An 11,978-nucleotide genomic window follows, 5' to 3' on the forward strand; every position below is an offset into this window, starting at 1 on the left:
GGCTGCCCTTGTCATGTTTGTAATTCACATTGAATGTCGGTCAGTGCTTGATCTCTGACCTTAACCGACTAACTTCATCAACCGTCAAACCAGCAATCTCTGCAATCATCTGATCATCCATTTCGGTGCGGTTGATCAGGTTACGGGCGATTTGTTCAGCCTTCATGTGTTCACCTTCTTGGCGACCTTCTTGACGGCCTTCCTGGCGCCCTGCCAGCATGCCCTCAAGCCGTTCTTTCTTAACCAAATTCTCCAAATTTTCTGCCAACATATCTCTGTCCTCCACCAAACTGTTGAGCTGATCCAGGTGTACTTCAGCTCCAAGTCGCTGCAAATGGCGTTTGAGCCAGCGGGTAATAATTCTGTCGGTACGATCTTTGTTCGGATCCGACTGTATGATNGCCACAACCCGATCCACAGCCTGCTGCGGCCCCCCCCAAGCAAGGACTTACTATCATCGACATCACATAAATTTAATGTACTATGTACACTTTTGGTGCAATAATTGAAGGGCACACACAGCGTGAGTCATGCTATTGAATTTATTGAAACACAAACATTTACACGGCAGATACAAGCGATAGCAACGGACGGTTAACTACCCCGCCCTAAAGGGCGGGGCTTGTAGAGAACACCCTGCAAGCCAGGTTGACCAGGGAAAGCGGACACCAACCCGCTACGTTTATCACAGGTCGCTAAGACCCACCGCCGAATGCTTCCTCAGTTCGGCGCTCTGGAAGACTGGGATCACGCTGGCGAAAGGCAAAGCGCCGAAGGTTCCGGTCGCCGCGCAGGCGGGAGCCGGTGATAGACATTCCCGAGGGGAGACGAATCGCAAGATTCGCGTCACAAGGCCCGTAAGGGCATTCATTGAAAGGAAAACGATGTCGGTCTTGGTACTGGATAGACGCAAGCAACCACNGATGCCGTGCTCGGAAAAGCGCGCGCGGCTTCTGCTCGGCCGTGGGCGAGCCGTGGTGGTGCGTGCGTATCCGTTTACGATCCGGCTGAAAGACCGTACCGGTAGCATCATACAGCCGGTCCGTATCAAGATCGATCCCGGCAGCAAAACCACCGGGATTGCAGTGGTGAGAGAAAACGGCCAGAAGCAACACGTTCTGGCCTTGATGGAATTAGCCCATCGCGGCCGCCAGATCAGCAAGTCTTTGGACCAACGTCGGGCGTTTCGCCGCCGGCGCCGCAACCAACTGCGGTACCGGGCACCCAGATTTCTGAATCGAACCAAGCCGAAAGGCTGGCTGGCCCCGAGTCTCCAGCATCGGGTCGATACCACCCGGAGCTTGGTGAATCGGCTTCGATCTTTGGTGCCGGTTGAATCTATCAGCCAGGAACTGGTTCGGTTTGATACGCAAAAGATGGAAAACCCGGAAGTCAGCGGTGTCGAATATCAGCAGGGCACCTTGCTCGGCTACGAGATCCGTGAATACCTGCTGGAGAAGTGGGGGCGCGAGTGCGCCTATTGCGCCGACAAAGACACCCCTCTTCAAATTGAGCATATCGACCCAAAAGCCAACGGTGGCTCGAACCGGATCAGCAACCTGACATTGGCGTGCCGGCCATGCAATCAGGAGAAAGGCAGGCAGCCACTTGCTGATTTCTTTGCATCGTCCAAGCGGCTGAAAAACCACCAGGCCAGATTGGATCGCATTCTAAAACAGTGCAAAAAGCCCTTAGGGACGCCTCCGCGGTTAATTCAACCCGGTGGGCGCTGTATCAGACCCTGAGGAAAACGGACCTGAAGGTTGAAGTGGGTACCGGCGGCCGCACCAAGTTCAATCGTCGGCGACTGAACATTCCTAAGACACACGCGCTGGATGCGGCTTGCGTCGGAGAAGTTGAGATCGTAGAGGGCTGGAACGTTCCAATCTTGGCGATCAAAGCCACCGGACGTGGCAGCTATCAGCGTACCAGACTCACAAGATACGGTTTCCCTCGTGGCTATCTGATGCGCCAGAAGAAAGTCCAAGGGTTTCAGACCGGCGACATGGTGCGAGCCGTGGTGCCAACGGGCACGAAAGCCGGCACCTGGTTGGGTCGTGTGGCGGTTCGTAAAACCGGCAGCTTCAATATCCAGACAAGTAGTGGTGCTATTCAAGGAATATCTCATCGCCACTGTGTTTTAACCCAGCGAGCGGATGGCTACGGCTATCACATCCAACCCAACCGACGAAAGGAGGAGGGAGACAGGAGAAACGAGTCGCGCTAACGCACGACGCGCACTCCCTTCCCGACCTGAAGGACGGGGTATCCCGCGCTAAATGATGAACTTAAAGATCTCCAGCGCACGCTCATCGCCCAACCGGACAAAGGTGACCTGATCCAAGGTACAGGTGGGCTCCGTAAGGTGCGCGTGGCTCTAGGAAATCAAGGGAAACGCGGCGGTGCTCGAGTCATTTATTTCCTGGCCACTGCGGAAATCATCTACCTGATACTGGCGTATCCTAAAAGCGTTAAAGACAACTTGACGCCTGCCGAGAAAGCCACATTAAAAACACTGACCCACCAGTTAAAAGGGGAGATTTCCAAATGAGCATTTTTGACGAACTCCAGACATCCCTGAAAGAAGCCGTCAGTATCAAGCACGGCAAAACACAAGCTGCTCGTTCAACCCGCCACGAGGTGGCCGATGTGAAAGCCATACGAGCCAAACTGCATGTTTCACAAGCCGAATTTGCAAAGGCCATGGGAACCAGTGTCGATACTGTAAAAAGCTGGGAAACCAAACGCCGCAACCCCACTGGCCTTGCAGCAAAGGTGCTTGCTACGATTCAGGACGACCCGGCTTATTTCAGCGAACTGTCATCGCACTGATCGTTCAAGTTCGTTTTCCTGGGGACAGATTTCAAATCTGTCCCCGTTTCTCCTTTCCCGCCCTCGGGACAGATTTCAAATCTGTCCCGGCTTTACCAGCTGCCTCAGCTGTACCGTCTGTCCCCGCTTTATCGGTCGCCCCGGCTACCACAGGCCGCGGATTCAAATTCCACACCAGGTCTTCAACACCCCCATTGGGCGCAAAACCCGTAGGCGCCGTTTTAAGAATCAACAACACACCCTCACAATCAAACGCCTGGCTAGCGTGTTGCAGCTGTTTCACCGTATCCGCCACCTCCGGCCAGGTCATACACACTTCACGGGCCATCATGATGCGCGGGTGGGCCGTGCCCTGTGGGTCGTCACCAATCAACAGCTCTTCAAACAGTTTCTCGCCGGGGCGCAGGCCACTGAACACCAACTCTATCTCGCCATCTGGCTGCTCCGCGGTTCTTTCGCGGCGACCCATCAAATGCATCATCTTGCGAGCCAAATCGGCAATTTTAACCGCTTCGATATTCGCAAAAACCTCCGGTTCTTCTTGGGCATCACCTGGATTGGCCCAGCGCACACCAAGACGTACGAAAACGCGCACCAGCTTCCCATTGTTCTCGACGTCAGCAATCGTTGTTTGGCGGATTGCGTGCATTTGCTGAATTTTCAGCGTTTCCAGATCTCCGGGGTATTTGGGATCGAAATTATCGTGGCAGCGAGAAAAGGTGTCCCGAAGACAGACGTCCTGGAGCTTAAGGTTGTCGATTGCGTCTTGGAGCGTAGCGGAAATTGTCATGCATATTTCCTCGGTTCTTCATGGACAGAGGACGAAACAATATGCAGTTTTGGTCTTTTTTTTCGAGCAATTACACGGCCAAAGTTGCCCGCAGAGTCTACCGTCACCCACAACCCATCCGGTTTAACGGATGATACGTCGGCCTTGAACTCCTGTCAGCAAGCCATCAACTCTTGCCTGGGTTGATTTGTGTCGTCTTCTTCATAGCCCATATATCACCCAAGAATAAAGTTGTCGGATCTAATTAGCGCACCCAACGTCTTTGAATCACAAAAAAAGCTGTGTCTGCTCAGAGCAGGAGCGAGGCGAGTGCAGTCTTAGCCTTTGCGGTCTAAAAGAAGATGACATATTTCGTGGGCTAGTGTTGTGTTTTCGCCATGCAGGTGAGCAGGCGTGCTTTCGTGCGATTTGTTGACAAGTATCGCTGGGCCATGTCTCGGCCCCCAACACGCCAAGGCATCCAACTTACAGTCAGGCATTTCAAAATCCTGAATTTGCACCCCCCATGCCCTTAACAATTCCGCCGGCTGAACAACCTCTGAGTCCTTCAGACAAAGCTTGCGACGTAGCCAGGTTGCGGCACAATAGCCTTGATCATAAGGACAGCCCAGTTAGCAAGGGCAACGCCCTAGTTTCTAGCTGTTGTCCGCGAGCCAACCAATGTTGCGCTGCCAGCTGTCCACGCCCCTGACTGGCGCCGTGAGCCAGGCTTGCAAGTTTGTTACCGATTGCTTCCAAATCCGTAACGACCTGCTCCAGCGGAAGGCGCACTGTCTTTCCATTCTCAACATTGGAAACCTCTACCAAGGCCCCCCTGACGCATGACAAAAATGGCGGGCATCGTAGGTGTCCGGTTGGGCGATGGCGGAATTGCCGCCTTCAAGCTGGGTAAGTGCCTGCTCAAAATTACGGTCATTTACCCAAATAAGTTCGGCGCTAGGTGTTTGAATCTGCAGCTGCAAGGCAATTTGCCCGGCGGTAGTGCTTTTGCCCATGCCTGGGTTGCCCACAATCAAATAGTTATGGGGCATTAGTAGGCCATTTCAAATTAAAACTTCCAGACTAACGGCACCAGGCACAGAACCACAGTTCCAGCCAACAGGCTAAGCGGAAAGCCAATCCGAATATAGTCTCCAAAACGATACCTTCCCGGGCCGTACACCATAAGATTGGTTTGATAACCGAGTGGCGTAATAAAAGAGGCAGAAGCCGCAAACATGACCGCGACAGCATAAGGCAAAAAGTTAACACCAAGTTGCTGTGAAACCGCCAACGCTATGGGGAACATCAAGACTGCTGCAGCGTTGTTGGTGATCATCTCGGTAAAAACGGCTGTCAGAACATAAATCAGCACCAGAGCAACCCAGGGAGTTAACCCACCGAATCCGAGAAGACCACCCGCAACCCATGCGGCAGCGCCAGTGACTGTCATTGCATTGCCCAGCGCAAACGACGCCGCAATAACCACTAGCACTGGCAGATCCACACTGCGCCGAGCCCGACTGGCGGTGATACAGCCTGAAAAAATCATCGCACCAGCAGCCAGAAATGCAGCCTCCATAATCTGCAATAGACCAGACGCACTCATCAACACCATCAGCGCGAGTATTGCCAGCGCTCTGGGTGCTTTACGAAAATCCGGCGGCGTTGAGTCGTTGAGCGCACTGACCAGCAAGAAATCCCTACGGAACCGGTAATGCTCCACGAACTGATGACTCGCCTCAAGCAAAAGCGTATCGCCCATTCGAAAGGTGATATCGCCCAGTTTGCCCGGTACCCGCTTACCGTCACGGGACAGGGACAGAATCACAGCACTGAAACGGGTACGAAACTGACTGTCGCGAATGGTCTTGCTCAAACCCGGGAACTCAGGCCCCAATACGACTTCTACGAGGCACCGCTGATGATTAGCCACATCCAGCTTGTGAACATCGCCATTGGCCGGTTTCAGGCCTTGAATCCGACGCAATTCACTGGCGCACTCCGGAGCGCCCACAAAATAAAGGCGATCGCCCGACTGCAGCACCCGATCTGGCTCTACAGCGGTTATAAGACGCCCATCACGATCAATTTCAGTAAGATAGCCATAGCTAAGGGCGCGCAAACCGGCTTCTGAGATGGTCTTGCCCACCAGTGGCCCGGGACCGACCACTTCAACCTCAACGCCGTACTCCCGTACAAGGTCAAGCTCTTCCGCAACGCCACCTCGGTCTGGAAGAATCCTGGAAGCAAACAGAACTAAAAACGTGCCCCCCACAAGAAGCAGTGGAACCCCGACCCAGGCCAACTCAAACAACCCCAGATGAATGCCAAGGCTGCTCTGCAACATGCCATCCACAACCAGGTTGGTGCTGGTACCAATCAGCGTGCAGGTACCGCCAAGAATGGCCGCATAGCTCAAAGGGAGCAGCAGCTTGGAAGCAGGGATACCTAAGCGCTGCGCCCAAGCCTGAATTGCGGGAATGAACATCGCCACCACGGCGGTGTTATTCATAAAACCACTGAGAATACCCGTCGGCACGATCATCCGCAGCTGTGCCCCTTTTTCCGTTTTGGGGTGGCCCAGCAACAAGCGCGCAATCCACTGCACAGCGCCCGTTTCTTTAAGCCCGGCTGCCACCACATACAAAGTGGCAATCGTAATCACTCCGGGATTTCCGAAGCCTGCCAACGCCTCAGCCGGCCCCAGGATTCCTGTAATCAACAGAAACGCCAGAGCCGCCATCAGAACCAGATCAGCAGAAACACGGGTAAGCGCCAGAGCCAACAACACCGAAAACAGTGTTATCAAAGTAACGATGCCTTGCCACTCCATGGAGCTAATCCTTGCGGGCTATCATTTCCCGCTCAAGCAGGTAGGCGATAAGACCTTCCACGCAATCAACGACTGACATGCGGGATGTGTCCAGGCACAGCTCCGGATGGGGAGGCCGTTCGTAGGGGGAATCGATACCGGTAAAGTCTTTAATTTGACCAGAACGTGCTTTTTGATACAGCCCCTTTGGATCCCGGGATTCGCAGGTCTCGATAGGTGTATTCATAAACACCTCAATAAACTCACCTGCCGGAAACAGCTTACGCACCAGACGCCGATCACTGTTGAATGGCGAAATAAACGCACTCAATACAATCAGGCCAGCGTCTGCAAACAGTTTACACACCTCACCCACCCGGCGAATGTTTTCTTCCCGGTCGTGGTCTGAAAAGGCCAAATCTTTGCACAAACCGTGGCGAACGTTATCCCCATCCAGCAAAAACGTATGATAACCCCGGTTATGCAATGCCACGTCCAGCGCATTGGCTATGGTGGATTTTCCGGAGCCGCTCAGCCCCGTAAACCAGAGCAGGCAAGGCTTCTGGTTCTTGTTCTCAGCGCGCTGAGAACGGACCACTTTGTGATCGTGCCAAACAATATCGTCTGCCAAAACAGAACTCCTTTGGAACCTGAATTCAGGAACTAAACAGATTTACAGGCCCACTCGGGGTAGTTTTCGCGGATAAACCGGTTGAGGTTACGCTCGGCCTCAGTGTACTCCCGCATCGGCACGTCACCCGAGCCATCCAACGCACGCTCCACCATACCCGCTGCCACGGTTACGTTGGTAAGCCGGTCAATCAGGATAAAAGCGCCGGTGCCCGGATGGCTCTGGTAGTTCTCCATCACCACAGGTTCCGTCAACTGCAGATCACATAAGCCGATGGCGTTCAACTCCAACCCGCCGGCGATGTGCTTATGGCGCTCAAGCGTGTTTATGTCAACTTCTTCCAGCACCTCATTAACAAAGCAGCTGGTCACTTTGGTGCCCATTTTAATGCCGTATTCGCGACCGGGCACCAGCGCCTTCTCATTCATCCAGACCAAGTGGGCGGCGAAGCGCTCACCCATCGCGGGTTGCTGCCCGGAATGTACCAGCAAATCACCCCGGGAAATATCGATTTCATCTTCCAGGGTGATGGTTATCGCATCGCCCGGCCATGCAATCTCAATCTCGCCTTCATAAGTATGAATGCCCTTTACTCGGGAGCTTTTGCCCGAGGGCAATACGGCTAAGGTGTCACCCTTATGCACCACACCACTGGCCACGGTGCCGCAGTAGCCACGGAAGTTGAGGTTAGGGCGGTTCACATACTGCACCGGGAAACGCAAGTCCGTTACGTTGTGGTCTTCCCGCAGTTCTACCTGCTCCAAAATGTTCATCAGCGTCTCGCCGTGGTACCAGGGCATGCCTTCGCTCCGGTTAACCACGTTATCGCCGTTCAGGGCAGAGATGGGCACGTAGTAAACATCTTTCAGGCCCAGCTGTGCCGCGAGCTTCTCGTACTCGGCGCGGATTTTATTGAATACTTCTTCGGAGTAATCCACCAGATCCATCTTGTTGATGGCGACAACGATGTGCTTCAGGCCCAGCAGACTGACAATGAAGCTGTGCCGGCGGGATTGAGTAAGCACCCCTTTACGGGCATCGATCATAACGACGGCGAGATCACACGTGGAGGCGCCGGTCGCCATGTTACGGGTGTACTGCTCGTGGCCCGGGCAATCGGCAATGATGAACTTGCGCTTGTCGGTGGAAAAATAGCGATAAGCCACATCGATGGTAATACCTTGCTCACGCTCTGACGCAAGGCCATCGACCAGCAACGCCAAATCCAGTGCCTCACCGGCATTGCCCTGGCGTTCATTGTCTTTATGAAGTGACGCAAGGTGATCTTCAAAAATCAGCTTGGAATCGAACAACAGACGACCGATAAGCGTCGACTTGCCATCATCCACACTGCCGCAGGTCAGAAAACGCAGCAGGTCTTTGTTCTCGTGCTGATCCAGGTACGCGAGGATATCGGATTCAATCAATTCAGATGCGTGTGACATAACAACTCCTTAGAAGTACCCTTCGCGTTTTTTCTGTTCCATGGACGCCGAAGAATCGTGGTCAATAACACGACCCTGGCGTTCCGATGTTTTGGTCAACAGCATCTCCTGAATAATCTCCGGCAGGGTGGTCGCATCAGATTCAACAGCGCCGGTCAGTGGGTAACAGCCGAGCGTACGGAAGCGGACCCTCTTCATTTGTGGGGTCTCTCCGGGCTCAAGCGGCATTCTCTCGTCGTCTACCATAATCAGCGTGCCATCCCGTTCTACCACCGGGCGCTCAGCGGCCAGGTACAAAGGCACGATATCGATATCTTCCAGGTAGATGTATTGCCAGATATCCAGCTCAGTCCAGTTAGACAAAGGGAATACGCGAATGCTCTCGCCTTTGTTGACCTTGCCGTTATACAGGTTCCAAAGTTCTGGGCGCTGTTTTTTGGGATCCCACCGGTGGAACTTGTCCCGGAACGAATAGACGCGCTCCTTGGCGCGGGACTTCTCTTCATCACGTCGAGCACCGCCGAAAGCGGCATCAAAGCCGTACTTCTCCAACGCCTGCTTGAGCCCCTGAGTTTTCATCACATCGGTGTGTTTCGCGCTGCCATGGGTAAATGGCCCGACACCCTGCGCTACGCCTTCCTGGTTGGTGTGCACAATCAGCTTCATGCCCACCTTTTCAGCCATCTTGTCCCGAAAGGTAATCATCTCCCGGAACTTCCAGGTGGTATCCACATGCATCAGCGGGAACGGAGGCTTGCCCGGCGCAAAGGCCTTCATGGCCAGGTGCAGCATGACGGCTGAATCTTTGCCAACCGAATACAGCATCACCGGGTTATCAAACTCGGCCGCCACTTCGCGGATGATGTGGATGGATTCGGCCTCAAGCTGTTTGAGGTGGGTTTTCTTGGGAGGGGTTAATGTCATGGTTATACGTTAGCTCCAGAACTCAGCAATTGCAGTCAAAAATTCATCCAGTTGGCTTCCCGGCAAGGCGTTGATGCCAGCGGCTGCCTTTCGACCGCCTCCTGTGGGAAACTGACGAGCCAGCTCATCGGCGCCGGTGCGGTTATTCAGGGGGGCGCGAATACTCACCAGATAGCTACCGTCAGCAGAGGCGGTCACAATCGCACAGGCCTTATCCGGATTTTGGTTGGCCAACTCATTGCCCAACACGCCACTCACCCGGCGGGCCCAGGGTTCATCCGGGAGCTTTACCACCAGAGAGCACTCATTCTCAGCCAGCACCGGGGCCGCCAGGCCACTGCCCATATCGGCTTCATAGCCGTCCCGCAGTTTCTCCCAGGCCGGCGGCTGGGAGGCAATCAGTTCCAGCGGATCCGCAAATTTCACAAACTCACGGTAAAGATCTGCCGGGTGGAAGTGCAGATCTTCAACTGTGTCACCGTAACCGTTGTAGTTGATGCACACACCAAGCATTTTAAGGGATTCCGTCTGCTCTGCAGACAACCCTGCCTCGCCGGCGAGACTCTGAGCCACCGCATTAAGGTTATCGCCAAAAGCTGCAGCAATCGCCCAATTATGAAACCGACCGCCCAGATGCTGGTCTATCAGCAAACTGGTGCAAGTGGTGGGCTGGGTGTCGATCAGCGCGGTAAAACCAGGGGCATCCGGTAACGATTCGCCGGGGAAATGATGATCCACATAGAATATGGTGCTGCCAGCCGCCAACAGCGCATCGACAGCCTCTCGGTTCTTATCCAGGCTGATATCCAGAATAGTCGCATTCACCGGCTCTGTGGTTGGAAGCTGACAGGCAAGGGCAATATCACGCTTAACCCCGGTAATCAGCGTGGCCTCGGCGGGCTCCGCCAAGCGCAGCTGAATCAGGGCGCAGATACCATCGGCATCGCCGTTAAACACATCATACACATTCATATCAGTTCGCAATTTAAAAATGAAGATTTTCAGATTTGGAGTAGGCCCCGGGCCTACTCTGACACTCGCGCAAGGTGCTCTTCATCTACAAAGCTCTCGCCAGAATCCAGGTAAAACGAATGTGCTCGCTCAGTTGTCGAAAGTAATCAACGGACCATATATCCAGAACCGATGGGTCCGGGACAAAACGGATAACATCTGATTTGGCGGATTTAACATCCAGATTCTCAATTTTTACTCGCAGTAACTCCAGAAAATCGGCTGGCGCGATATCTTCGACGCTCAGATCGCCACTTTATGACCGCAAGACTTGTATTGATCGACGATTGCCAGGTTCCAGCCCAGCAGCATATCGATATCCACCCGTAGATCCTCTTCCAGAAAGCTGGCCAAAGCCTGAAGAGAGCCTAACCGCAGGTTGCGAGTCACCAGTATTTTATGCAACAGGGCCTTCTCTGGCCCGGCCATAAGGAATGCTGTGCCATCGTCAGCGGCCTCCATTTGTATGCCAATACGAAAGACCTCCTGCGGCACGTGCAGGTACGCAAAGCGACCAAAGGGTGTATCGTAATTTTTCGAACGCCGTGATGTAATCGAAGTGACGGGGCGACGGTACTCCCCCAGTATGGACAGCATTGCCCCCGGCTAAACAGAACCATTGGAAAATAGGTGGTAAGCCCTGGCGCGGCGTTGTTTCACGGGTTTTCAGCAGATGATCGTAAAAACACGCCACGTCTTCGAACCTCTCTTCAAACAGCGGCGTAATGTAGCATACCTTGAAATGATATTACTTTGTGATACCATCATGCTCTATGAACTCAAAACAAAAACGCACGCTACGAGTAATCTACACTGATCCGGTATCAGCCTCGATGGCTTGGAAAGATATTGAATCGCTCTTCATTTCTCTTGAAGCGGAAGTTATTGAGGGGAATGGCTCTCGAGTCAAGTCCGCGATGCGCGTACATTTCTCAAACAACTAGGAGTAAAACCATGAAAAATTCTTTAACTTATCTAGGTTATGCTGCCCGTGTTGAGTTTAGCGCCGAAGATGAGTGCTTCGTTGGTCATATAGCAGGTATTCAAGATACGGTAGGTTTTCACGGAGAATCGGTGTCAAAATTAACAGCGGCATTTGAAGACGCAGTCGATGATTATCTGGCATCTTGCGAGAAAATTGGTAAAAAACCTCAGAAACCGTATTCGGGCAAACTCATGCTCAGATTGCCTCCTGAGATTCATGCTGCAGTGGCAACAGCGGCAGAGCTAAGTGGGCAAAGTATCAACCAATGGGCTTCGGAAGCATTAAATCGGGAAGCAAGTGTATAACACTGAAAACTTAACAACACTGCTCAGAGTGCCTTCCACCACTTTCCGTCGACCGGGGACAGATTTGAAATCTGTCCCCGCTTTTCTTCTGTTAATGCTTGTCTTCAATTCGCAGCTTGACGATCTCGTCAACCGATAACCCCGTCGCTGCCGCAATCTGATCGTTACTGAGCACGCCAAATGAAAGAAGATGACGAACGGTTTTACGTTTTTCTTCTAACGCGCGCCTATCGCCCTCCTGACGACCCTCCTGACGACCCT

At 53.3% G+C, this 11,978-nt stretch carries 12 protein-coding genes and 1 pseudogene; 5 read left to right on the top strand and 8 right to left on the bottom strand.

Going from position 1 to position 11,978, the window contains the following annotated elements:
* Positions 1–40: 40 nt before the first annotated feature.
* The gene (locus tag A3OI_RS0105865; RefSeq protein WP_018403378.1) at positions 41–406 is read right to left on the bottom strand and encodes an RpnC/YadD family protein; all 366 of its coding nucleotides are present in this window, start codon (positions 404–406) and stop codon (positions 41–43) included.
* 517 nt (positions 407–923) lie between these two features.
* Between A3OI_RS0105865 and iscB the strand changes: the two genes are divergently transcribed.
* The 4 genes from iscB (at position 924) to nadS (ending at position 2,832) form a co-directional block, all read left to right on the top strand.
* Positions 924–1,745: an RNA-guided endonuclease IscB gene (iscB, locus tag A3OI_RS23725; protein ID WP_267283282.1), complete on the top strand. Its 822-nt coding sequence runs from the start codon at positions 924–926 to the stop codon at positions 1,743–1,745.
* 143 nt (positions 1,746–1,888) lie between these two features.
* On the top strand, positions 1,889–2,227 hold the full coding sequence (locus A3OI_RS23730) for a hypothetical protein (RefSeq protein WP_228702908.1): 339 nt from the start codon (positions 1,889–1,891) through the stop codon (positions 2,225–2,227).
* A gap of 111 nt (positions 2,228–2,338) precedes the next feature.
* Entirely contained in the window at positions 2,339–2,551 is a 213-nt protein-coding gene (locus A3OI_RS19485; protein ID WP_267283283.1) for a type II toxin-antitoxin system RelE/ParE family toxin, read from the top strand.
* The gene (nadS, locus tag A3OI_RS0105880; protein ID WP_018403380.1) at positions 2,548–2,832 is read left to right on the top strand and encodes a NadS family protein; all 285 of its coding nucleotides are present in this window, start codon (positions 2,548–2,550) and stop codon (positions 2,830–2,832) included. Before A3OI_RS19485 ends, nadS begins: the two co-directional genes overlap by 4 nt.
* Before the next feature lie 31 nt (positions 2,833–2,863).
* On the opposite strand, the gene A3OI_RS21720 is transcribed toward nadS, so the two are convergent.
* From A3OI_RS21720 to A3OI_RS22630, 7 genes and pseudogenes are all read right to left on the bottom strand, one after another.
* Positions 2,864–3,622 carry a polysaccharide biosynthesis protein gene (locus tag A3OI_RS21720; RefSeq protein ID WP_018403381.1) on the bottom strand — a complete coding sequence of 253 codons (759 nt, stop codon included), beginning with the start codon at positions 3,620–3,622 and terminating at the stop codon, positions 2,864–2,866.
* 800 nt (positions 3,623–4,422) lie between these two features.
* The gene (locus tag A3OI_RS0105890) at positions 4,423–4,653 is read right to left on the bottom strand and encodes an ATP-binding protein (protein WP_018403382.1); all 231 of its coding nucleotides are present in this window, start codon (positions 4,651–4,653) and stop codon (positions 4,423–4,425) included.
* A 17-nt stretch (positions 4,654–4,670) separates the two neighbouring features.
* On the bottom strand, positions 4,671–6,437 hold the full coding sequence (locus A3OI_RS0105895) for an SLC13 family permease (RefSeq protein ID WP_018403383.1): 1,767 nt from the start codon (positions 6,435–6,437) through the stop codon (positions 4,671–4,673).
* A gap of 4 nt (positions 6,438–6,441) precedes the next feature.
* Positions 6,442–8,492, bottom strand: a pseudogene (cysN, locus tag A3OI_RS0105905) (sulfate adenylyltransferase subunit CysN).
* A gap of 9 nt (positions 8,493–8,501) precedes the next feature.
* Positions 8,502–9,416 carry a sulfate adenylyltransferase subunit CysD gene (cysD, locus tag A3OI_RS0105910; protein ID WP_018403386.1) on the bottom strand — a complete coding sequence of 305 codons (915 nt, stop codon included), beginning with the start codon at positions 9,414–9,416 and terminating at the stop codon, positions 8,502–8,504.
* Between the two features lie 9 nt (positions 9,417–9,425).
* Positions 9,426–10,388 carry a DHH family phosphoesterase gene (locus tag A3OI_RS0105915; RefSeq protein ID WP_018403387.1) on the bottom strand — a complete coding sequence of 321 codons (963 nt, stop codon included), beginning with the start codon at positions 10,386–10,388 and terminating at the stop codon, positions 9,426–9,428.
* Positions 10,389–10,670: 282 nt separating this feature from the next.
* Entirely contained in the window at positions 10,671–11,024 is a 354-nt protein-coding gene (locus tag A3OI_RS22630; protein ID WP_155903026.1) for a hypothetical protein, read from the bottom strand.
* Between the two features lie 357 nt (positions 11,025–11,381).
* Between A3OI_RS22630 and A3OI_RS0105925 the strand changes: the two genes are divergently transcribed.
* Positions 11,382–11,717: a type II toxin-antitoxin system HicB family antitoxin gene (locus A3OI_RS0105925; RefSeq protein WP_018403389.1), complete on the top strand. Its 336-nt coding sequence runs from the start codon at positions 11,382–11,384 to the stop codon at positions 11,715–11,717.
* The last annotated feature ends 261 nt before the right edge of the window (positions 11,718–11,978 follow it).

The organism is Marinobacter gelidimuriae, assembly GCF_000372805.1.
In the GTDB taxonomy this organism is placed as follows: Bacteria; Pseudomonadota; Gammaproteobacteria; order Pseudomonadales; family Oleiphilaceae; genus Marinobacter; species Marinobacter gelidimuriae.